Source organism: Saccharothrix variisporea (assembly GCF_003634995.1).
In the GTDB taxonomy this organism is placed as follows: domain Bacteria; phylum Actinomycetota; class Actinomycetes; order Mycobacteriales; family Pseudonocardiaceae; genus Actinosynnema; species Actinosynnema variisporeum.
The window spans coordinates 976802-997694 of the sequence record NZ_RBXR01000001.1 but is presented as its reverse complement, the minus strand read 5'-3'; the positions used below and the strand labels follow the sequence as shown (position 1 = coordinate 997694).

Genomic DNA, 20893 nt, shown 5'->3' with positions numbered 1-20893 from the left:
CGTGATCAAGGTAGCGAGGGGGTACGACAATTCACCGCGTCAGCACTCGCAAGACCGTCCCACCGACCGCGAACGCCGAGCCCAACCCCACGGCCAGGGCGAGCGCCGCCGTGACCCAGGACAAGCCGGCGATCAGGAGGACCAGCCCGAACCCGACCGCGAACGCCGACACCGCCCCGACCGACGCCGGTCGGCCGGCCGCGTCGAGCTTCTCCTCCCGCAGCGCGGCCGTGGGCGGCAGTGGCGGTGGGGCCGGCAGCGGGCGCAGGTCGTCCGGGTCGGTCGCCCACAACCACACGCCGCCGTTGCGCGTGACACCCGCCATCAACCGCCCGTCAGGGCTGAACACGACGTCCCGGAGCTCCGTGTCGATCGTTTGGCGCAGTCGACCGGTCGGCACGCTCCACACCCGCACACCGTCCCGGCCGGCGGTCGTGAGAAGGCGGCCGTCCGCGCTGAAAGCCAGCCCGTCCTGCCACCACACCCCGCCGGGCAGGGTGGTGACGACGCTGCGGTCACCGGTGCGCAGGAGGGAGGTCTGCGTGGCGTTCGCGGCGGCGAGCAGCTTGCCGTCCGGGCTGAGCGCGACCGCGCGCGTGGGAGGGTCGGTGCGGAACGCGGTGCCGATGGGTCTGCGGGTGGACGTGTTCCAGACCTGGACCTCGCTGTCCACCGTCAGGGTCACCATCCTCGGCGCCGTGGCGGCGACGTGCGCGGAGAGCACCCGGCCCAGGTGGAGCGGTCGGTGCTGCCACTGGTCCTCGACCGCCACCCACAGCGTCGGCGGGCGGTCGAACCGCCAGCGCACGAGGGTCCGGCCGTCGAAGCTGAAAGCCAGCCGTCCCGTGCTCGGGAGGTGACCGTCACTCGGTTGCGCGACTTGACCCTGCGAGGTCCACGAAGCTGTCGAGTACAGGGAGGCACCCGGGTGCTTGTCGACCGCCAACAACCGCCCGTCGGGGCTGAACGCGAAGGAATTGCCGTCGAGGCGCACGGGTCCCACCGATCGCCAACTGACGGTGTCCCAGACGGTGACGCCGGCGGCCAGCAGCGACGAATCGGGGCTGAAGGCCGGTGCGCCGCCGGCGTATCGCAGGAGCTGGGCGTGACCGGCGAAGACCGGTGACGGCGGAGGGTCCGTCGGCAGGCTCGGCATCGCGCCGGCCGCCACCGCCAGGTCCCGGTCCTCGCCGGCCGCGAGCATGCGCAGTGCCTCCGCGGACACGGGGTCGGTGCGCGCTCGGAGCAGCCGGACGCCCTCCTCCCGCAAGGCGGGGTCGGCACTGCGGACCAGCCGGCGCAGTTCGTCGGGCAGGCCCGCGGGCAGCGGGGTGCCGACGCGGGCGATGCGCAGGTCGCCGGCGACGACACCGCTGGTGGTCGGCGTCTGGTCGGGGCTCTCGCGGCGCAGGCGCTCGTAGACGTAGGCGTACAGGTCGCGGGTGGTGATCGCGCCGTCGCCGTCGAGGTCCGCCGCGCCGGTGCGCAGGCCCTCCACGATCGCCCGGGTGAACACCGACGGCTGCGCCTCGTCGTGCACGGACCCGTCGGGCTCGTAGGCGTACTGGATGTGCGTGGAGGCGGTCATCACCACGCAGCCGCGGCCGTCGTCGAGCTGCTCGACCACGTCCACGTCGCCGCCCGCGCGCGGCGTCATCCCGCTGGGGAACGCGCCCCCGTAGCAGCAGTCCAGCCACACCACCACGCGACTGGCCCGGCTCCGGTCGATGACCTGCCGCACGAACTGGGCCGACACGGACGTGGACGGCAGGAGGTCGTGCCGGGTGTCCGTGGCGGCGAAGTGCAGCGCGCCGGTCTGGTCCTTCACGCCGTGGCCGGAGAGGTAGAGCAGGACCAGGTCCTCCACGCCGGCGGTCGCGAACACCTCGTCCACCCGCTGCCGGACCTCCTGCGCGGGCCGGTTGAGCAGCACCTCGGTGCGGAACTCGCCGATCGCCGGGTCGGCGAGCACCCGGTCCAGCTCGACGGCGTCCAGTGCGGGCGCGCGCAGGGCGCGGAAGGTGGGGTCGGTGTAGGTGTCGGTCGCGATCAGCAGCGCCGTGCGCATAGCCCGGGGATTCTGCCGGCGGCGGGGTGCGGTGCACAGCGGGTGCACGACGAACCGTGAAGCTGGTTATGCGTCAACCGCACCGTGTGGGTCGGAGGGCCGGAGGCGGGGCCGTCGGGGCGGGTGGAAGTGGTGCGGTTGGCGGATCAACCGGCGGGCCACCACCGGGAACGGGGTGCCGTGCGGAATTGGTAATGATTGGTTTTGTCATTTCTTGAAACGCGTGCTCGGGGCTGGCTAACGTCATTGTTCGGTTGGCGTCGCCGCAAAACAGGTGGTGGCGCGCCGAAGGTGAAAAAATCCGAGGAGGAGATGATGAGGGCAATTCCCGTCCTCGCTCTGACCGCCGCCGCCCTGGTCGGGAGCGCGCTGCCCGCCGTCGCGGACACCGCGCAGCTGGACGAAGCGGCGGTGGCGGCGTTGGCCGTCGAGTCGACGGCGACGCTGGAGGCGCGGGGCGCCGCCGTGTCCGTGCCGACCACCGTCGTGTGCGCGAAGGGCGCTTCGGGGTCGCTGTTCGTGCAGGTCACGCAGAACGTGCGCGGCGACATCGCCACGGGTGACCGGTACGTCCCGATCCCCGAGTGCACCGGCACCTTCCAGCAGGTCTACGTCACGGTCGTCTCCCGGACCAAGGCGTTCCGACCGGGCACCGCCTACACGACGGCGTCGCTGAGCGTGTGGACCCAGAACGACTGGGGCTCCGCCGAGCAGGAACGGGACATCACGATCGTCAGGTGACCTGGCGAAAACCGGGTCGGCCGCGCGGAATTCCCGGCGGCCGACCCGTTCCGTCACACCCACCGGGAATGCGAGGTTCGCAAGTGCCGAAGTGGTTCGCGCGTGTGCTGGTGGCCGTCGTGTTGGGCCTTGGCGTCTCCACGGCGCCGATGACCCACGCGCTGGCGGCACCGCCGGGTGTCACGACCGCCGCCAAGCCGATCGCGCCGGCGTTGCCGCCCGGGGTCTCCCACCTCGAATGGGAGGTGGCGGACTACGTCGCCGCCTGGGAGCGGCAGCACGGGCGCGCGATGACCGACGAAGAGCGGGCTACTCTCGCGCGGGGGTGCATCGGTGTGACGGTGGTGAACCTGGAGCGCGACGACGTGGTGAACCCGCCGCTGGGGCTGTCGTTCGACACCTTCGCGCGGGCGCGGGCGGCGCAGGCGGCGCTCAACGAGGTGCTGGCGTCCCGGCCGACGCCCCGGGAGTACGCGGCGCTGGTCCGGCGGCACCCGCTGCTGAGCGGTCTGCGCGACGTCGTGGCCGCCTACCCGTCCTGGATCGACCCGGCCGAGCTGACCGCGTCGGTCTTCTCCAAGCGGTTCTGGCGCAAGCAGGACCCGTCCTGGACCGACGAGGAGGCCGCCGCCGCGTTCCGGTCCGACCCCGGCACCGGGCAGGTCGACATGAGCAAGTACCGCTATGTCGCCCGCCCGGGGTACGTCAACTTCGACTACGGCTGGTACGACGAGGACAACGGGAACTGGTGGCACGCCAACCACGCCGAGCCCGGCATGGTCGTCTACCAGAGCACGAAGCGGTTCTACTCCCGCCCGCTGCTGGACTTCGACGCCCAGGTGTACTCCGTGGCCTTCGCGAGGGTGCCGTGATCGACCTCGACGCCCACCTCGGCCGGCGGGTCACGCTGCGCGGCACCGCGCACGACGCCCACGCCGGCGCGGTGCTCGTGCCCGAGGGTGGCGAGCCGCCGGTCTACGTCGAGCACCTGGCCGCGTGGGGCGCGGACGCCGGCCGGGACGTGCGCGTGACCGGCGTCCTGCGCCTGGTGCCGCCGACCACCCGTCCCAGGCCGGTCTCCCACGGCCTCACCGGCGCGGTCTACGTGCTCACCGACCCGGTCGTGGAGCGCTGACGGCTACCCGGCCTTGCGGACCGGTTGGCGCAGCAGGGTTCGCGGGGCCGGGTCGTCCAGGGCGGTCAGGTAGATCTCGTGGTGCAGGCCGTTGTGCGCCAGGCCCTGGGCGGCGATGAACTCCTCCATGACCTTCAGCGACAGGTGTTCCTCGCTGAACGGGCCGTCGTGCAGCAGTTCCACGCACTCGCCCTCGGCGATGGTGGCCAGCCGCACCCGGTCCACGGCACGGCACGTGGCCCGGGTCTGCTCACGGGCGCGTTCCACGTCCTCGGGCGCGGCGGACACCGGGAGCAGGAGGTGCCACCGCCACAGCGAGCGCGGCACCTCCAGCGCCGGCCGGTCGTCCTCCGCCCACCACTGGCCCTCCAGGGGGCCGGGACGGACACCCAATGCGGCGGCCACCGTGTAGAGCGCCTGCATCGCGGTGACGTGCTCGGTGCCGCCCGGCTCACCCTGTCCGGTGACGCTCAGGCACGTGACCGGGCCGTGGGTGGTGGTCGTCGGGGTCATGCTCGGTCCTCCAAGGGGATCATCAGGTGGGTCACGAGGTGGTCGGGCTCGGTGGTGGCGGGGTCGGAGACGTAGACCTCGCGGATCGGGCCGCGCAGCGGGTGGCCGCGCTCGACGCACCACGCCAGCAGGGCGTGCGCGGTGAGCGGGACCTGGTCGTAGGGGCCGACGTGGGTGGCGCAGGCGAACGTGCCGCCGGGCAGCACCTCGGTGCCCTGCTCGGACACCAGCGCCACCCGCACCTCGAACGCGTCGCCCAGCTCCACCGGGAACAGCCCGATCAGCTGCGGCACACCGCTCGACGGCAGGACCCGCGCCACCGCCGCCGACGTCGCCCGCGCCACGTCCTCCGCGCCCGCCGCCGGCTCGCGGGCCACGACCACCGTCCTGGCGGGCTCGGTCACCACCCGCACCGGCGTGGCCGGCAACCCCTCCGCCAGCACGCGCCGCAACGCCGTCAGGGTGCGCCGCCGCCGCGCCAACTCCTCCTCCTGCGCCGCGCGCACCCCGTCCAGCGCCTCCGCCGACCCCGCCAGCACCGCGGCGATCACCGGCAGCGGCACGTCCAGCGAGCGCAGCAACGCGATCGACAGCGCCTGGCGGGCCTGGTCGCGCCGGTAGTAGCGGTACCCGGTGTCGGTGTCCACGTGCGCCGGGACCAGCAGTCCCAGCTCGGCGTAGTGCCGCAACTGCTTGACGCTCAACCGCGCCAGCCGCGCGAACTGCCCGATCGGCAGCAAGTTCCCGTCCACGGGCACCAGCATGGGGTCTCCGGCAGTGGGAGAGTCCAGGGGTCGGTCTGGGGCGAGGGAGGCGTGGTGTTGGACGAGTTGGTTCGAGCACGGGTCGCGGCGGCGCACTTCTGGCACCTGGCCACGGTGAACCCCGACGGGTCGCCGCACGTGTCGCCGATGTGGGTGGACGTCGAAGGCGACCACATCGTGTTCAACACGGCGGTGGGGCGGGTGAAGGAGGAGAACGTGCGGCGCGACCCGCGGGTGTCGCTGTCGTCGTTCGACCCGGACAACCCCTACGACCGGGTCGTGATCCGCGGCCGGGTGGTGGGGTTCGTGCTGGGCGAGGAGGCGGTCCGGTCCATCGACGCGTTGGCGCGCAAGTACCTCGGCGTGCCGCGGTACGAGTGGACGGTGCCCGGCGAGCAGCGGGTCAAGGTCCTGGTCGAGCCGACCCACGCGCGGCACGTCGTCGGGGTGGAGCCGTTCCGGCTCGGCAGCGGGCCGTTGCGCCGACCGGAGGAGTGAGCCCACCGCCTCACCGGTCGGCACCGGGCGGCTGACAGGATTCCCGACCATGCGTGAGGTGGGCAACGGGCGCTACCGGCTGGTCCGCGAGCTGGGCCGGGGTGGCATGGGGGCCGTGTGGCTCGGGCACGACACCGTGCTGGGCCGGGACGTCGCCGTGAAGGAGCTGGTGCTCCTCGGCGGCGTCCCGGCCGCCGAGCGGGCCGTGTACCAGGAGCGGGTGCTGCGCGAGGCGCGGATCGCGGGCCGCCTGGCCGACCCGTCCGTGGTCACCGTCTACGACCTGGTCAAGGAGGACGACCAGACCTACATCGTCATGGAGCTGATCACGGCTCCGACGCTGGACGACCTGGTCGACCGGGACGGCCCGCTGGACGCGCGCACGGCGGCGACCCTGGCCGGGCAGCTGCTGTCGGCGCTGGAGGCGGCGCACGAGGCCGGCGTGGTGCACCGGGACGTCAAGCCGGGCAACGTGATGGTGCCCGCGCGCGGCCCGGCGAAGCTGACCGACTTCGGCATCGCCCAGGCGGTGGAGGACCCGAAGCTGACCGCCACCGGCACGCTGATCGGCTCGCCCGCGTACATGGCGCCGGAACGGCTGTCCGGCGCGCCCGCGTCGCCCGCGTGGGACCTGTGGGCGTTGGGCGCGACCCTGTTCTACGCCACCGAGGGCCGCAACCCGTTCGAGCGGGACACGACCTCGGCGACCCTGCTCGCGGTGATGACCGAGCGCCCCCGGCCGAGGCTGAGCCCCGGGCCGTTGTTCGACCTCGTCGTGGGCCTGCTCGAACCGGACCCGGATCGCCGCCTGCGCGCACCGCAAGCCCGGCGGCTGATCGAACGCGCCCTGGCCGAGACCTCCGACACCACCACGCACGTGGACCCGCCGGCGCCCGTGGGGTCTTTCGGTACCGAGACGCCTCCGCCGGTGCCGGTCGCACCCCGCCGTCGCACGGGCCTGATCCTCTCGGCGACCTTGACACCTTTGTTCGTGATCGGCGCGGCGATCCTGTTGTACGCCACCGTCTTCAAGCCGTACTTCACCCTCGGCGTCCCCGACCTGACGACGGCCACGACCACGCCGTCGTCGCCCGTCCGCACGTCGTCGCCGGCGATGCAGCCGGTGCTGACCGTGGGACCGGACGGCGACATCGGCGTCTACACCCTGCTGGCGTTCCGGAACGACTGCCTGAACTGGGTGCCCGCCAAGGGCGCGGGCCGGATCGACAACCGGATCGGCTGCTACGCCCCGCACGACGTGGAGGTGCTGCACACCATCAACTCCGGCACCGACTTCAAGAAAGAAGCCCCGTACCCGGGGGTGGAGGCACTGGCGCAAAAAGCCACCGCCGAGTGCACGCAGGTGTTCCTGTCGGACAAGGTGATCCCGAAGGACAAGGAGACCACCTTGCGGTTCTGGGTGGTCGTCCCGACGGAGGAAGCGTGGAAGCTGCGCACGACCACCAGCGGCGACCGCACCTCCGACCGGACTTCGTCCTGCTACGTGGGCCGGGCGGACGGGGCGAAACTCACCGAGCCGGTCATGACCGAGGACTGACCGGGTCGTGGCGACGAGGCCGTGACACCGGCTCAGTGGCCGAGGAGCAGGCGCAGGCGGTTGGCGTAGGCGCGGGGGTGGGTGGTGTTGCCGTTGTGGCCGCCCGGGAACTCGTGCAGGTCGGTGCCGAGCAGCTTGGCCAGGGCCACGGCGCACTTGTGGTCGAACACCGTGCGCGGGGTGGTGGCGCCCGCGATCGGGATGATGCGGGTGGGGGAGGCGGCGAGGGCGGCGACGTCCAGGGTGTCGTCGAGGATCGCGGTGAAGTCGTGCTCGACGAAGAAGTCGAAGTTGCGGACGCGTTGCGGGGTCAGGGGTTGCGGCGTGCGGTCGGGTTCGGCGTCGGGGTTGGTCGGGTCGATGCCGAGCACCCGGGCGATCATCCCGAACGTCGCCGTGAGGCCGTCGCGGCGGTGCACCTCCTGGATCTCCCGGAGTTCGGCTTCGTGCTGCGCGCGCTCGGCGGGCGGCAGCAGGCGCGGGGAGACGGGCTCGTGGGCGAGCAGCACGCGGACCTGCTCGGGGTGGTCCAGCGCCAGGTGGAAGCCGAGTGACGCGCCGAGGCTGCACCCGAGCACGGCGGCGGGCTCGTCGGTGAGCGCGGCGAGCAGGCGGTGGACGTCGTCGGCGTGCTGGGCGAGCGTCACGGCCGGGTCGTCGAGGGTGCTGCGGGACAGGCCGCGCCGGTCGTAGGTGATCACGGTGTGGACGTCGGCGAGGTGGTCGACCAGGTCGGTGCTGCGGTCGGCGTCGCCTTCGCCGCTCTGGGCGATCAGCAGGACGGGGCCGGTGCCGCGGACCTGGTAGTGGAGGGTCGCGCCGGGGACGGTCAACTGGCCGGAGGTGCTCACGGGGTTTTCCCTTTCGTCTCGGACGTGATCGACCGTAATGCATCAACTCTGATGTATCAAGGCTGATGTATCTGGCTTGATGTAGTCTGGGTCACGTGGACGGAGTCGAGCTGTTCCTGCTGGGCCGGACCCTGATGAAGATCGGGGAGGAGGCGCTGCCCACCGAGGGGCTGGGCGACCAGCCGGGCAGCGTCCGGACGGTGTTGATCGTGGTCAGCGACGTGCGGGTGCACCCGGGCAGCGCGGTCGGGGAGATCGCCGCGCGCACCGGCCTGCCGCAGAGCGCCGTGTCCACGGCGGTGGCCCGGCTGCGCGAGGCCGGCGCCGTGGTCACCGAGCCCGACCCGGCCGACCGTCGACGGGTCCTCATCCAGCCCGCGCCCCGCATCTCCGACCGGGTGGAGCAGGTCCGGGCGACCACCATCGACACCGCGCTGGCCAAGGCCCTCGGCGACGCCGACCGGGTCGCCGAGGTGGCCGCCCTCCTGGACCGCCTCGCGCGGCACCTGACCCCGCAAGCCCTGAGCCGACTCCGCGACTGACCGATCAGGAATCGAGAAGCGTCGGCCGCCGCGTCCGACCTAGCGTTGTGGCCATGACGAACACCATCGCTTCCCTCACCCTCGACGTGGCCGACACCGAGGCCGCCCAGCGCTTCTACGCCGACGCGTTCGGCTTGGACGTCCTGCGCTTCCGGGCGGCGCAGGAACCCTCCGAGGGCTTCCGCGGGTTCATCCTGGGCCTGACGGTGTCCCAACCGTCCACCGTGGACAGCCTGGTCGAGACCGCCGTCGCCGCCGGCGCCACCGTGCTCAAGCCCGCCGCCAAGTCGATGTGGGGCTACGGCGGTGTCGTGCAGGCCCCGGACGGGACGATCTGGAAGGTCGCCACCTCGGCCAAGAAGGACACCGGGCCGTTCACCCGCGAGATCGACGAGGTCGTGCTCCTGCTGGGCGTCACGGACTTCGTGGCGACCAAGAAGTTCTACACCGGACAGGGCTTCACGGTCGGCAAGAGCTTCGGCCGCATGTACGCGGAGTTCACCACCGGGACGCGGATCAAGCTCGCCCTGTACCGCCGGCGCGCCCTGGCCAAGGACGTCGGCGTCGCCCCGGAGGGCACCGGCTCCCACCGCATTACGATCAACGGCGACGGGGGCTCGTTCACCGACCCCGACGGGTTCGCCTGGTCGGAAGCCGTGCCGGCGACCCGGTCCTGAGCAGAGGGAGGAAGCATGACCGCCGCGCCGCCGCGTGCCCTGCAAGAACGCCTGCGCGACACCCGCGCCCGCCTGGACGGCGACGTCGACCTGTGGGTCGCGACCTCCCACCCCCGGGACGGCGTCCACCTGATCCCGCTGTCGTTCCTGTGGGACGGCACCGCCTTCCTGATCTCGACCCCCTACGCCTCGGTCACCGCGCGGAACCTGCGCGCGGACGGCCGGGTCCGCCTGAGCCTGGGACCCACGCGGGACGTCGTGGTGGTCGAGGGCGCGGCCGAGCCCGTGGAGGACTTGGACGTCGGCGTGGGTGACGCGTTCGCCGAGCGCACCGGGTTCGACCCGCGCAAGGAGGACGACCGGTACCAGTACTTCCGGATCGTGCCCCGGCGGATCCAGGCCTGGCGGGAGGCGAACGAACTTCGAGGCCGCGACCTCATGCGCGACGGCCGCTGGCTCGGTTGACCGCGGGCTCAGCGGGTGGTGGTCGACGGGGTGGTTTCGACGGCTCCCTGGAGACGGGCCTGGACGTCCGTCGCCGCCGGGTGGTTCAGGTCGGTGAGGATGTGCATGGCCCGTTGCCAGTTCTCGCGGGCCGTCGTGGGCGCGCCGGCGCCGTTGTGCAGGTCGCCCAGGTGGATCAGGCTCAGCGATTCGTAGTAGCGGTCGCCCAGTTCCCGGTAGAGGCGGATCGCGGCCTGGTAGCAGGTGGTGGCCTGGCGGTGGTTGCCCAGGTGGTGGTGGGCGTAGCCCAGGGTGTCCCAGGTGGCGGCCTCGCCGTCCCGGTCGTTGATGGTGCGGTGCAGGACGATGGCCTCCTGGCAGTGGACCAGGGTCTGGCGGTAGTCGCCCACCAGGGCGTAGCACCACCCCACGGTGTTGAGGGCGTTGGCGTGACCGACCCCGTCGTCGTTGAGGCCGCGGTGGATCGACAGTGACTGGAGGGCGTGGCTCAGGGCCTCGGCGTGGTTCTGGGTCTGTTCCAGCAGCAGGGCCAGGTTGGTGTGGGTCCTGGCCTGGCCGCCCAGGTCGTCGATCCGCCGGTACAGCTCCAGGGCCTGGTGGTAGTGCTCGTAGGCCTCGTCCTCGCGGCCCAGGCGGGCGTTCGCGCGGCCGAGGTTGCGGTGGGCGTCGGCCTCCAACGCCCGGTCGCCCAGGTGCCGGGAGGCGGTGAGGGCTGTTCCCTGGCACCGGATCCAGTCCTCCCAGTGCCCGCGGCGGTCCAGGAAGCCGGACACGGCCCAGGCGAGGTGGGCGGCGTGGCGGTGGTGGCCGGTGCGGACGGCGTGGTCGGCGGCGGCCAGCAACGCCCGGTGCTCGGTGGTGAACCACGCCAGGGCGGCGGCGTAGTCCGGGACGGGCTCGGGGCTCACGCCGGGCTGGGGCGGCGCGAGTGCCGGCTCGGTGCGCTGCGGGTTGAACAGGGCGGCGGCGGCCCGGCCGGTGTGCAGGTAGTGGTCCAGGACGCGCAGGGTGGCGGACCGCCGGTCCTGCTCGGTGTCGTGGATCCGGGCCAGTTCGGTGGCGTGCCCGCGCAGCAGGTCGTGGCACGTGTAGCGGCCGGGAGCGTGCTCGACGACGAGGTACGCGTCGGCCAGTTCCGCCAGCAGGGCGCGCGCTTCCGCCAGGGGCAGGGCGGCCAGGGCGGCCGCGGCGGCGGTGCTGGTGTCGGGGCCCGGGTGCGTGCCGAGCAGGCGGAACAGGCGGGCCGCGGCCGGGCTCACGGCGTTCGTGGACCAGGAGAACACGCTGCGGAGGTCGGCTCGCGCGTCGTGGCCGGACAGGGCGTCCAGGCCGCTGCTCTCCCGGAGCTCGGCGGCGAAACCGGCCAGCGGGAAACCGGGCCGGATCGCCGCGCGCGCCGCCACGACGGCCAGCGCCAGGGGCAGGCGGGCGCAGCGGGCGACGATCTCCGCGACCGCCTCGGGTTCGGCGGCGACGCGGCGCGGACCCAGGCGGCGGGCCAGCAGGTGCTGCGCCTCGGTCGGGGTGAGCACGTCGAGCAGGACCGGGTGGGCGCCGTCGTGGGCGATCAGGCCCGACAGCGGGGTGCGGCTGGTCACCAGCACCAGGCACGTCCCGCCGCCGGGCAGCAGCGGCCGGACCTGGTCAGCGTCGCGGGCGTTGTCCAGCAGGACCAGCACGCGCCGCCCGGCCAGCCGGCTGCGGTACAGGGCGGACTGCGCCTCGGTGCCCGCCGGGACGCGTTCGGGCGGCACGCCGTCCGCGGTCAGGAAACCGCGCAGCGCCTCCGAAGGGTGCACCGCCGTGCCGCTCGGGTCGAAACCGCGCAGGTCCACGTAGAGCTGCCCGTCGGGGAAGTGGCGGGCGGCCCGGTGCGCCCAGTGCACCGCCAGGGACGTCTTGCCCACCCCGGCCGGACCGGCGATCGCGACGACGGCGGTCGCGTCCGCCTCGTCGGGGTCGGCGCGCAGGAAGCCGTCCAGGCGGCGCAGCTGGGTGTCGCGGCCGGTGAAGCCGGCGAGGGCGGCGGGCAGCTGCCGAGGCGCGCCGGACGGTGGTTCTCGCGGGGCGCGGCCGGCGGCGGCGGTGGTCAGGAGGTCGGCTTCGGCCCGGTCCAGGGCCAGGGCTTCGATCAGCAGCCGCACGGACGTGCTGCGCGGCCGGCGCAGCGCGCCGTTCTCCAGCCGGCGGATGGTGCGGACGTTGAGGCCCGCGCGGTCGGCGAGTTCCTCCTGGGTCAGCAGCGCCCGCGTCCGCCACTCCCGCACCAGCGCGCCCAGGTCGCCGGGCGCTAATCGGCCGTCGGACATCATCCCCCCAGAGTGTCCGGTCAATGTCCGGTCGCGGTCCTGTCCAGCGCGACCGCGATCCCGGCAGAGTCTAGGTCGGGGCTGCCGCCGGTGGAGAGCGGATTCCGGCGGCGCTCCGGGTCGTGTCCGCGGGAGCTGGATCGGGGGACGGGTGGCCGAATTGATGGGTCTGCGGGAGGCCGAAGAACTCGACGTCGAGGAGGTGCACGAGCTCTACCGCGCTTACATCAACAAGAACCAGGTCCGGTTGATGACCTCCTTCGGTTTCGGTCGCGAACTGGTCGACCACGCCGAGGGCGCATATGTCTACACGCGTGACGGGCGCAAGGTCCTGGACTTCACCGGCGGTGTCGGTGTGCTCAACCACGGGCACAACCACCCGCGCATCCTGGCCGCGCGCAGGCGTTTCCAGGAACAGCGGCGCATGGAGGTGCACAAGACCTACTTCTCGCCGTACCTGGCCGCGCTGGGGCACAACCTGGCCGCGGTCCTGCCCGGCGACCTGAACCGCTCCTTCCTGCCCAACTCCGGCGCGGAGGCGGTCGAGGGCGCGGTCAAGCTGGCCTACAAGTACCACGGCGGACGCCGTCGGCAGATCCTGCGCGCGGACAACAGCTTCCACGGCAAGCTGCTCGGTTCCGGCGGCCTGACCGGCGGCACCCAGAACCACTTCGCGTTCCCGACGATCCCCGGTATCCGCACGTTCGACTACGACGACCTCGACTCGGTGCGCAAGGTCGTCGCCGAAGCCCGCGGCGATGTCTACGCGCTGCTGGTGGAACCGTTCAGCGCCTCCACCATGCGGTGGTGTTCGGAGGAATTCCTGCGCGGGGTGCGCGAACTGTGCACGGCCGAGGACATCGTGCTGATCTTCGACGAGATCTACACCGGCTGGGGCAAGACCGGCAGCATGTTCTACTTCATGCGCCACGAAGGACTCGTGCCGGACGTGGTCACCACGTCGAAGTCGTTCGGCGGCGGGAAATCGTCGATCTCCGCGTACATCGCGCGTGAGCCGATCTTCCGCAAGGCCTACGACAACATGACCGACGCGATGATGCAAAGCACCAGCACCACCTACTACGGCTTCGGCGAGGAGACCGCCACCGCGATCGAAGCGGTGTGCATCGCCGTCGAGGACGACTACCCGGCCCGCGCCCGTGCGCTGGAAGCCGTGCTGCGGCCCGGTCTGGAGCGCATCAAGAAGACCTACCCCGATCTCGTCGCCGACGTGCGCGGCGCGGGCGCGTTGTTCGGGGTCTTCCTGGCCGGCGGGCCGAAGCTGCTGGACCTGGTGGGCAAGCTGCCGGCGGGCCTGGCCAAGGACCCGTTGATCCGCACGAAGGTCATCACGGCCGCGGTGATCCACACCCTGTACCGCAAGCACGACGTCTACACCTACAACACGCTCAACGGCCGCAGCCCGCTCGTGGTCAGCCCACCGCTGGTGGCCGGGCCGGAGGAGGCCGAACGGTTCCTCGACGCCCTGGACGCCACCCTCGGCGAGGGCATGACCCGGCTGCTGGGCCGGTTCGTCCGGGAGCGGGTGGCGTCGTGGTGACCGTCGCCGTCACCGGCGCCGCCGGCGTGCTCGGCTCGCACCTGGTCGGGCGCCTGCTGCGGGACGGGCACGACGTCCGCGGCTTCGACCTGCGCCCGGTGGAGGAACCCGGGCTGGAGTCGTTCACCGGCGACATCCGCGACCCGCGTGCCCTCGCCGGCGCGTTCAGCGGCGCGGACGTCGTGGTGCACTGCGCCTCCGCGCTGCCCAGCTACCCGGCCGCCGACATCACCTCGATCGTCGTCGAGGGGACCACGACCGTGCTGGAGGCCGCACGAGCCGCTGCCGTGGACCGGGTCGTGCACATCTCCTCGACCGCCGTCTACGGCCTGCCCCGCCGGGTGCCCACGCCCGAGGACCACCCGCACGAACCGGTGGACACCTACAGCGCGGCCAAGGCGGCGGCCGAGGAGGTGACCGACCGGTTCCGGGCCGAGGGGATGTGCCTGTCCGTGCTGCGGCCCAAGACCTTCCTGGGACCCGGCCGGATGGGGCTGTTCGACATGCTCTTCCAGTGGGCCGAGGAAGGTCGCAACTTCCCCGTGCTGGGCCGGGGTGACGTGCGCATCCAGATGCTGGCGCTGGACGACCTCGTGGACGCCGTCGTGGCGGTGATGAACGCCCCCGAGGACATCGCCCGCGACACCTACAACATCGGCGCGGCCGAGTTCGGCACGCTGCGCGAGGACTTCCAGGCCGTGCTGGACGCCGCCGGGCACGGCAAGCGGGTGGTGTCGGTGCCCAGCGGACCCGCGGTCGCGGTCCTGCGCGCCTTGGAGCGCACCAAGCTGTCGCCCGTGTACGGCCGGCTGGTGCAGAAGCTGCTCGCCGACTCCTACGTGAGCGTCGAGAAGGCCCGGGACCGGCTCGGGTTCCAGCCGCGGTTGTCCAACCGCGACGCCATCCTCCAGACCTACGACTGGTGGCGCGGGCGGAGGGTGGCGGCGGTGTCGGGCGGCGGGCGGACCAGCCGCGACCCGTGGCGGCAAGGCGTGCTCGGGCTGGCGAAGGTGTTCTTCTGACATGGTCGCCGAACAAGCGCCCGAAGTGGCCCGGCGGTGGTGTCTCGGGACGCGGCTGGTGGTGGCGGCGACGGCGGTGTGGGCGGTGTTCCTGGTCCTGCACGTCCTGCTGGCCGGTCGGTGGTGGCCCTGGCTCGCGCTGGAGGCCACGCCGCCGATCGCCCTGGTCGTGGTGCCCGTGCTGCTGCTGGGGGTCGGGTGGTTCGCCAGACCGGTCCGGCGGCGGCTCGCGGCGGTCCTCGCGGTGTTGCTGCTGGTCGGCGCCTACCTGGCCGGCTACCTGCCCCCGTGGTCCGAGAGCACGAACGCGCGGGGTACCGAGGTGAAGGTCTTCGCCTGGTCCACCGACTACTGGCAGATGTCCGACGACAAGGACGCCTTCTACGCCTTCCTGCGCGCCCAGGACGCCGACGTCTACCTGTTGCAGGAGTACCTGTACTGGGCGGGCGACGACCACCCGATCCGCATCGACGACACCGCCCGGCTGCGCGCCGAGTTCCCCGGCTACGAGCTGTCGGTCGACGGCGAGCTGCTCACGCTGTCCCGCCTGCCCGTTCTCGCCACCCACCACCGGCCCGACCCGGGCACGGACACCGGCTGGTACTGGCAGGGCACCAAGTCCCAGCGCACCGACCTCCGGGTCGCCGACCGCACGATCTCCTTCTACAACGTGCACCTGCCGGTGCCGTTCCGGATCGGCGACCACCCGCTCAGTGCCCGGTTCTACCGGTTCCTGCGGGACCAGGGCACCTGGCGGCTGCGCGAGCTGGACGAGCTCCGCGCGGACCTCGCGGCCAACCCGAACCCGGTCGTCGTGGCGGGCGACTTCAACTCGCCGTGGATGGAGCTGACCGGGCTGGGTGGCGGCACGACGGCCCACCACCCCGACGGTGGACCGTCCTCCACCCCGTCCTGGCCGGTCTCCGACTACCCGTTCCCCCGGCTGTGGCGGCTGGACTGGCTCTACACCTCCGGCGACCTGGCCGTCCCCGGCTACCGCTTCGGCGGCGGCGAGGCGTTCTCCGACCACGCGGCCCAGGAGATCCGCGTCGTCGTCCCGCCCGCGCCCTGAAGACCCGAGAAAGGGCAAGCACGTGTCGCAACCCCACCGGTTCGACGTGACGGTGATGCTCGACTACTACGCCCCCTACGTCAGCGGCCTGACCGAGTCCGCGCGGCTGACCGCGGAAGGCCTGGCCCGGCGCGGCTGGAAGGTCGCGGTCGTGTGCGCCCGGCACGACCCCGCGCTGCCGCGCCACGAGGTCCTCCACGGCGTCCACGTGTTCCGGGCGCCGGTCCTGGCCCGGGTCAGCCGCGGTTTCCTCAGCCCGGCGCTGCCGGTGCTCGCGGGGAAGCTCGCCGCGCGCTCGGACATCCTGCACATGCACCTGCCCAACCCCGAGGCGGCGTTCGTGGCCGCCGCACGCGGTCCCGCCAAGCTCGTCGTGACCTACCACATCGACGCGTTCCTGCCCGACGGCGTGGTCAACCGGCTCGGGCTGTGGGCGGTCGACCAGGCGTGCAAGGCGGCCGTGCGCAAGGCGGACCTGGTCATCACCAACAGCGAGGAGCAGGCGCGGGGGTCGCGGATCTGGCCGACCATCCGCCGCCGCGCCCTGCTGCCGATCCCGTCCCCGTGCCTGGACCGCAGCGGTGGCGAACCCCGGCTGCGCGACGGGGACGGGCTGCACATCGGGTTCATGGGCCGGATCACCGTGGAGAAGGGGATCGAGTACCTGATCCGGGCGTTCCGCGCGATCCCCGACCCGGCGGCCCGGCTGCTGATCGCGGGCGACGACCGGTCCGTGGCCGGCGGCAGCAACATCGCCCAACTGCGGCGGGAAGCCGGCGACGACCCGCGCATCCGGTTCACCGGGCTGTTGCGCGGCCAGGCCGTGCGGGACTTCTACGCCTCCATCGACGTGTTCGCGCTGCCCTCGATCGCCGAGTCGTTCGGGATCGTGCAGGTCGAGGCGATGATGACCGGTGTCCCGCCGGTGACCACCGAGCTGCCCGGGTCGGACTACCCGGTCAAGGCGACCGGGTTCGGCCGGCTGGTGCCTCCACGCGACCCGGCGGCGCTGCGGGCGGCGCTGCTGGAGGTGGCGCGGCTGCCCGCCGAGGACCGGGCGGCGGGGCGCGAGGCGGCGGTGAAGCTGTTCGGCGGCGAGACCTCGCTGGACGCGCACGAAGAGGCGTTCCGGCGGCTGCGCGGTCGGCCGTGAAGCGGCTCGGCGGGGAGGACGTCGTGCCCAGCCCGCGCACGGCGGTGGAGTCGGTCCGCCCGGTGGTCCGGCCGTCCCGATTACCGGCGGCGCTGGTGCTGCTGCGGCCGCGGCAGTGGGTGAAGAACGTCTTCGTGCTGATCGTGCCGCTGGCCGTGGACCCGGTGGCGTTGTGGCACGATCTCGTCGTCGCACTGTCCACAATGGTCACTTTTACGGCCGCGTCGGCGGCGGTCTACGTGCTCAACGACTGGCTGGACCGGGACAATGACCGGCTGCACCCCGTGAAGCGGCACCGGCCGGTGGCCAGCGGACGGGTCGGTCCGGTGAGCGCGTTGCTGCTGGGCGCCGGGTGCCTGGCGGTGTTGGTGGCGTGCGGGGTGTGGTTGCCGTGGCCGGCGCAGGCCGCGGTGGCGGGGTACGCGGTGCTCAACCTGGCGTATTGCCTGCGGCTCAAGCACTACCCGCTGGTGGACGTGAGCGCGGTGGCCGCCGGGTTCGTGCTGCGCGCGGTGGCGGGCAGCCTGGCGGTGGCGGCGCCGTTCAACCCCGCACTGGTGCTCTGCGTGTACTTCTCGTGCCTGCTGATGTCGTTGGGCAAGCGGCGGCACGAGCTGGCCACCGCGCGGGACCACGCCGCCGCCCAGCGGCCCGCGCTGACCGGGTACTCGGTGCCGCTGCTGGACCAGCTCATCGCCGTGCTGCTGGCGGCCACGCTGGTCGCCTACGAGATGTTCGTCCTGTCCGGCCCACACCCGCAGGCGGCCGTGCTGTCCGTGGTGACCGTGCCTTTCGTGGTGTTCGCGCTGTGCCGGTACGCGTACCTGCTGGCGGTGCACCGCAGCGGCGGGGAACCGGGGCGGGACGTGCTGACCGACGTGCCCCTGGTGGTCAACGCGGTGCTGTGGTTGGCGTGTCTGGCCCTGGGGAGGCTGCTGTGAAGGTGGTGATGGTGTCCACGGGGGCGCCGCCGGACCCGTTGGGCGGGATCGGCACGTACGTCGAAGGCCTGCTGAGCGGCATGGCGTCACAGGACGCCGAGGTGCACCTGGTGGGCGCGTCCCGGCACCGCACGCTGCCGCGGGTGTCGCGGGAGGGCCGGGTGACCGTGCGGCGCGTGCCCACGGGGCGCGAGTTGCCCCGGACGCGGCTGGGCATGGCGGTCGCGGTGGCGCGGCTGAACTGGGCGGGTGTCCGGTACGTGTGGCGGCTGCGCGAGTCCGTGGACGTGGTGGCCGTGCACGACTGGATGTGCGCGCCCGCCGGGCTGGTGAGCGCGCTGCTGCGGCTGCCGGTGTGCTTCCACGTGCACTCCGCCGAGACCTTCCGCGGCTCGGGGGCGGTGGCCGCGCTGGGTCGGCTGCTGACCCGGGTGTTGAGCCGGTGGGCACGGCTGGTGGTGGTGCCCTCGGCGGACACCGTGGCCGCCGTTCCGGGGCTGGCCGCGCGGGACGTGGCCGTGGTGTCGCACGGCGCGGGCAAGGCGTGGCGGATGGCCTGCCCGGACGACGGTGAGCGGGTCGTGGTGCGGGACAAGGTGCGCGCGTTCTACGGGCTCCGCGAGGGGCAGCGGCTGGTGGTGTTCGCCGGTCGGTACGCGGCGCACAAGGGCGTGCTGGAACTGCTCGACGCCTTCCGGCGCGTGCTGGACGACGGGGTCGACGCGACCCTGGTCATGGCCGGTTCCGGGTGGCCGGACACCGCGTTCGACGGCCGGGTGCACGAGCGGGTGCGGCGGTTGGGGCTCGACGGGCGCGTGCACGTGCTGGGGCGGTTCCTGGACACCGACGAGCTGCGGGACCACTTCGTCGCCGCCGACGCCTGCGTGTTCCCCTCGACCTACGAGCCGTTCGGGTTCGTCGCGCTGGAAGCCATGGCACTGCGGGCGACGACAGTGGTCGGGCCGGGGTTCGACGAAGACGTGGTGGGCAGCGCGGAGGGCGCGTGCCTGCGGGTGAGTAGTGGCGACCCGGTCGAGTTGGCGGCGGCGGTCGTCCGGGCCTTTGGGGCGGACCTGGGCGCGCGGGCGCGGCGGTACGTCCTGGCCCACCACTCCTGGGAGGCGGCGGCCGGCCGCACGTTGCGCGCCTACGCCGAGGCGGTCGGCCGGTGATCCAGGCACCCGCGCGGGTCCGCTCGTGGGCGCCGGCGGCCGTGTCCGCGACCGCGAGCGTGCTGGTGACCGTGGCCGGCCTGCTCATCGCCCGGTACGACGGCTTCGGGGTGTTCGGCGAGTTCGTCGCCGTGCAGGCGATCGGGGTCGTCCTCGGCATCCCGATGCTGTGGGGCGTGCACGTCGGTGCCAGCCGGGCCATCGCGGAGCGGTCGCCGGTGGGTGCGGTGGTCGGGACGGCGGTGGGGTTCGTCGTTCTCGCGTCCGTGCTGACCGCGGCGGCCTACTTCGGTGTGCTGGCGGTGGTCGGGGCGGACGCCGTGCTGTGGCACGCGGCGGGGCTCGGCGCGTCGGCCGCGTTGCTGACCCTGGCGGAGTCGTTGCTGCGGATCCGGGGGCGCCACCTGCGGGCGTCCGGGCTGCGGCTGGGGTATGGAGCGGCGTACCTGGTCGCCGTGGTTTTCGTGGTGGGGCACGGGAGTGCCGCCGGTTATTCGGTGTTGGTGGCCGGTGGCAACACGTTGTGCGCCCTGCTCATGCTTGTCGGGATGCGGTTCGGACGGCCGGATGTCGTGTTGGCGCGGACGTTCCTGCGCGAGGGGTGGGCGTTCAGCACGGGACAGTCGTTGCTGGCGCTGCTGTTCGGGTTCGACGTGATCCTGCTGGTGCAGGCCGCCGGTCCGGCCGCCGTGGGCGTCTACGCCCTGTACGTCGGCAGTTGCCGGCGGGTGATCGGGGTGCTGTTCACCGACTCGCTGGCGTCGGTGCTCATCTCGGTGCTGGCCCGGCGGGACGCGGCGACCGGCCGGCGGGCCGTGCTGCGGTACGCGCCCCGACTGCTCGTGCTGTCCGTGGTGGGCGCGTCCGCGCTGGTCGTCGTCGGGTTGGTGGCCGCCGACGCCGTGGAGCACTTCGTGGTGGGCTGGATGTTCCTGGCCGCCGTGGGGTGCACCGCGCACGCGCTCGTGGTCGTGTTGTTCTGCGTGTTCACCGTGCGGCCGGAACTGGGCCTGGGACGCGTCCGTGCCGTGCTGGCGGTGGCGTTCGCACCCGGCCTGGCGGCGCAGGCCGCGGGCGCTGTGTTCGGCGGCGCGCCCGGCATGATCGCCGCCTTCACCGCCGCCAACGCCGTCCTGGCGTGGTGGTTCCTGGCGGTCCTTTCTACAGCAAGGGGAATCCGATGACCTCGACCCGGTTGACGCTGCTGCCCAAGTCCGGCCTGACCCCCACCAGCGAGGTGGACCACCCGCGGTGGAACTACCTGCCGGTGCTGCGCGCGGTGCAGCGACGGCGGTTCCGGATCATCGTCGACCTGCTCGGCGGCACCCGGTTCGGGCGGCTGCTGGAGATCGGGTACGGCAGCGGGGTGTTCCTGCCGGAACTGGCCCGGCACTGCGCCGAACTGCACGGCGTGGACCCGCACCCGATGCGGCGGCAGGTGGAGGCGACCCTGGCGCGGCACGGCGTGCCCGCGACCCTGGCGACGGCGAGCGTCGAGGCACTGCCGTACGACACGGCGTCCTTCGACTGCATGGTCTCGGTGAGCACGCTGGAGTACGTGCCCGACATCGAGGCGGCGTGCCGGGAGATGCGGAGGGTCCTGCGGCCCGGCGGCACACTGGTGGTGTGCACGCCGGGCACGGGATCGCTGTGGGACCTGCCACTGCGCGTGCTGACCCGACAGGGGCCGAGCCAGTACGGCGACCGCCGAGAACGCCTGCAACCCGCGCTGCGCGGTCACTTCCGGGTGGAGCGCGAGATCCGGGTGCCGGACCTCGGTGCTGCCTTGCGGCTGTACACCGGCCTGCGGTTGACCAGCTAGCCGGCCGTCCACCCCGAACGCCGGTGGTT

Annotated in this window: 21 protein-coding genes; 16 read left to right on the top strand and 5 right to left on the bottom strand. The window is 72.8% G+C overall.

Annotated elements, in window-relative coordinates; genetic code table 11:
- Positions 1 to 31: 31 nt before the first annotated feature.
- Entirely contained in the window at positions 32 to 2068 is a 2037-nt protein-coding gene (locus DFJ66_RS04445; RefSeq protein ID WP_121218190.1) for a caspase, EACC1-associated type, read from the bottom strand.
- Between the two features lie 315 nt (positions 2069 to 2383).
- On the opposite strand from DFJ66_RS04445, the gene DFJ66_RS04440 reads away from it, so the two are divergent.
- The 3 genes from DFJ66_RS04440 to DFJ66_RS04430 all read left to right on the top strand — a co-directional run bounded on the left by DFJ66_RS04440 (position 2384) and on the right by DFJ66_RS04430 (position 3944).
- Positions 2384 to 2809, top strand: coding sequence for a hypothetical protein (locus tag DFJ66_RS04440; protein ID WP_121218188.1), 426 nt, complete (start codon positions 2384 to 2386; stop codon positions 2807 to 2809).
- A gap of 83 nt (positions 2810 to 2892) precedes the next feature.
- The gene (locus DFJ66_RS04435; protein ID WP_121218186.1) at positions 2893 to 3681 is read left to right on the top strand and encodes a hypothetical protein; all 789 of its coding nucleotides are present in this window, start codon (positions 2893 to 2895) and stop codon (positions 3679 to 3681) included.
- Positions 3678 to 3944 (top strand): hypothetical protein, encoded by a 267-nt coding sequence (locus DFJ66_RS04430; RefSeq protein ID WP_121218184.1) that lies wholly within the window; start codon positions 3678 to 3680, stop codon positions 3942 to 3944. The genes DFJ66_RS04435 and DFJ66_RS04430 overlap by 4 nt, the downstream gene beginning before the upstream one ends.
- A gap of 3 nt (positions 3945 to 3947) precedes the next feature.
- Here the strand turns inward: DFJ66_RS04430 and DFJ66_RS04425 are convergent, their stop codons facing one another.
- Both DFJ66_RS04425 and DFJ66_RS04420 read right to left on the bottom strand, forming a co-directional pair.
- A complete protein-coding gene (locus tag DFJ66_RS04425; RefSeq protein ID WP_121218182.1) occupies positions 3948 to 4457 on the bottom strand; it encodes a GyrI-like domain-containing protein in 510 nt (169 codons plus the stop codon).
- A complete protein-coding gene (locus DFJ66_RS04420) occupies positions 4454 to 5209 on the bottom strand; it encodes a MerR family transcriptional regulator (protein WP_121230648.1) in 756 nt (251 codons plus the stop codon). The genes DFJ66_RS04425 and DFJ66_RS04420 overlap by 4 nt, the downstream gene beginning before the upstream one ends.
- A gap of 69 nt (positions 5210 to 5278) precedes the next feature.
- Here DFJ66_RS04420 and DFJ66_RS04415 point away from each other — a divergent pair, with 69 nt between their 5' ends.
- Positions 5279 to 5719: a PPOX class F420-dependent oxidoreductase gene (locus DFJ66_RS04415; protein WP_121230646.1), complete on the top strand. Its 441-nt coding sequence runs from the start codon at positions 5279 to 5281 to the stop codon at positions 5717 to 5719.
- Positions 5720 to 5768: 49 nt separating this feature from the next.
- Positions 5769 to 7277, top strand: a complete 1509-nt coding sequence (locus tag DFJ66_RS04410) for a serine/threonine-protein kinase (protein WP_121218180.1) — start codon at positions 5769 to 5771, stop codon at positions 7275 to 7277.
- Positions 7278 to 7309: 32 nt separating this feature from the next.
- On the opposite strand, the gene DFJ66_RS04405 is transcribed toward DFJ66_RS04410, so the two are convergent.
- A complete protein-coding gene (locus tag DFJ66_RS04405; protein WP_121218178.1) occupies positions 7310 to 8128 on the bottom strand; it encodes an alpha/beta fold hydrolase in 819 nt (272 codons plus the stop codon).
- Between the two features lie 95 nt (positions 8129 to 8223).
- Between DFJ66_RS04405 and DFJ66_RS04400 the strand changes: the two genes are divergently transcribed.
- Genes DFJ66_RS04400 through DFJ66_RS04390 form a run of 3 tightly spaced genes read left to right on the top strand, consistent with a single transcriptional unit; the run spans position 8224 to position 9812 of the window.
- Positions 8224 to 8670 carry a MarR family winged helix-turn-helix transcriptional regulator gene (locus tag DFJ66_RS04400; RefSeq protein ID WP_211350970.1) on the top strand — a complete coding sequence of 149 codons (447 nt, stop codon included), beginning with the start codon at positions 8224 to 8226 and terminating at the stop codon, positions 8668 to 8670.
- Positions 8671 to 8723: 53 nt separating this feature from the next.
- Complete coding sequence (locus tag DFJ66_RS04395; RefSeq protein ID WP_121230642.1) at positions 8724 to 9347, top strand: VOC family protein; 624 nt, start codon at positions 8724 to 8726, stop codon at positions 9345 to 9347.
- A gap of 15 nt (positions 9348 to 9362) precedes the next feature.
- The gene (locus DFJ66_RS04390) at positions 9363 to 9812 is read left to right on the top strand and encodes a pyridoxamine 5'-phosphate oxidase family protein (protein WP_121218177.1); all 450 of its coding nucleotides are present in this window, start codon (positions 9363 to 9365) and stop codon (positions 9810 to 9812) included.
- 8 nt (positions 9813 to 9820) lie between these two features.
- Here DFJ66_RS04390 and DFJ66_RS04385 read toward each other — a convergent pair whose 3' ends face one another.
- Entirely contained in the window at positions 9821 to 12124 is a 2304-nt protein-coding gene (locus DFJ66_RS04385) for an ATP-binding protein (RefSeq protein ID WP_121218176.1), read from the bottom strand.
- 148 nt (positions 12125 to 12272) lie between these two features.
- On the opposite strand from DFJ66_RS04385, the gene DFJ66_RS04380 reads away from it, so the two are divergent.
- The 8 genes from DFJ66_RS04380 to DFJ66_RS04345 are packed head-to-tail and all read left to right on the top strand — an operon-like array spanning position 12273 to position 20864.
- Positions 12273 to 13682, top strand: coding sequence for an aspartate aminotransferase family protein (locus DFJ66_RS04380; RefSeq protein ID WP_211350969.1), 1410 nt, complete (start codon positions 12273 to 12275; stop codon positions 13680 to 13682).
- Positions 13676 to 14704 carry an NAD-dependent epimerase/dehydratase family protein gene (locus DFJ66_RS04375; RefSeq protein WP_211350968.1) on the top strand — a complete coding sequence of 343 codons (1029 nt, stop codon included), beginning with the start codon at positions 13676 to 13678 and terminating at the stop codon, positions 14702 to 14704. Before DFJ66_RS04380 ends, DFJ66_RS04375 begins: the two co-directional genes overlap by 7 nt.
- A 1-nt stretch (position 14705) precedes the next feature.
- Positions 14706 to 15776 (top strand): endonuclease/exonuclease/phosphatase family protein, encoded by a 1071-nt coding sequence (locus DFJ66_RS04370; protein ID WP_121218172.1) that lies wholly within the window; start codon positions 14706 to 14708, stop codon positions 15774 to 15776.
- A 22-nt stretch (positions 15777 to 15798) separates the two neighbouring features.
- On the top strand, positions 15799 to 16929 hold the full coding sequence (locus DFJ66_RS04365; protein WP_246029572.1) for a glycosyltransferase family 4 protein: 1131 nt from the start codon (positions 15799 to 15801) through the stop codon (positions 16927 to 16929).
- The gene (locus DFJ66_RS04360; protein WP_121218170.1) at positions 16926 to 17870 is read left to right on the top strand and encodes a UbiA prenyltransferase family protein; all 945 of its coding nucleotides are present in this window, start codon (positions 16926 to 16928) and stop codon (positions 17868 to 17870) included. Before DFJ66_RS04365 ends, DFJ66_RS04360 begins: the two co-directional genes overlap by 4 nt.
- Positions 17867 to 19042, top strand: a complete 1176-nt coding sequence (locus tag DFJ66_RS04355) for a glycosyltransferase family 4 protein (RefSeq protein ID WP_121218168.1) — start codon at positions 17867 to 17869, stop codon at positions 19040 to 19042. Before DFJ66_RS04360 ends, DFJ66_RS04355 begins: the two co-directional genes overlap by 4 nt.
- The gene (locus DFJ66_RS04350; protein ID WP_121218166.1) at positions 19039 to 20226 is read left to right on the top strand and encodes a hypothetical protein; all 1188 of its coding nucleotides are present in this window, start codon (positions 19039 to 19041) and stop codon (positions 20224 to 20226) included. The genes DFJ66_RS04355 and DFJ66_RS04350 overlap by 4 nt, the downstream gene beginning before the upstream one ends.
- Positions 20223 to 20864 (top strand): class I SAM-dependent methyltransferase, encoded by a 642-nt coding sequence (locus tag DFJ66_RS04345; protein ID WP_121218164.1) that lies wholly within the window; start codon positions 20223 to 20225, stop codon positions 20862 to 20864. The genes DFJ66_RS04350 and DFJ66_RS04345 overlap by 4 nt, the downstream gene beginning before the upstream one ends.
- The last annotated feature ends 29 nt before the right edge of the window (positions 20865 to 20893 follow it).

Coding starts and splice junctions, on each gene's coding strand:
- DFJ66_RS04425 (WP_121218182.1), bottom strand. CDS start 4,457: ATGACCCCGACGACCACCACCCACGGCCCGGTCACGTGCCTGAGCGTC.
- DFJ66_RS04410 (WP_121218180.1), top strand. CDS start 5,769: ATGCGTGAGGTGGGCAACGGGCGCTACCGGCTGGTCCGCGAGCTGGGC.
- DFJ66_RS04345 (WP_121218164.1), top strand. CDS start 20,223: ATGACCTCGACCCGGTTGACGCTGCTGCCCAAGTCCGGCCTGACCCCC.
- DFJ66_RS04440 (WP_121218188.1), top strand. CDS start 2,384: ATGAGGGCAATTCCCGTCCTCGCTCTGACCGCCGCCGCCCTGGTCGGG.
- DFJ66_RS04385 (WP_121218176.1), bottom strand. CDS start 12,124: ATGATGTCCGACGGCCGATTAGCGCCCGGCGACCTGGGCGCGCTGGTG.
- DFJ66_RS04390 (WP_121218177.1), top strand. CDS start 9,363: ATGACCGCCGCGCCGCCGCGTGCCCTGCAAGAACGCCTGCGCGACACC.
- DFJ66_RS04445 (WP_121218190.1), bottom strand. CDS start 2,068: ATGCGCACGGCGCTGCTGATCGCGACCGACACCTACACCGACCCCACC.
- DFJ66_RS04395 (WP_121230642.1), top strand. CDS start 8,724: ATGACGAACACCATCGCTTCCCTCACCCTCGACGTGGCCGACACCGAG.
- DFJ66_RS04370 (WP_121218172.1), top strand. CDS start 14,706: ATGGTCGCCGAACAAGCGCCCGAAGTGGCCCGGCGGTGGTGTCTCGGG.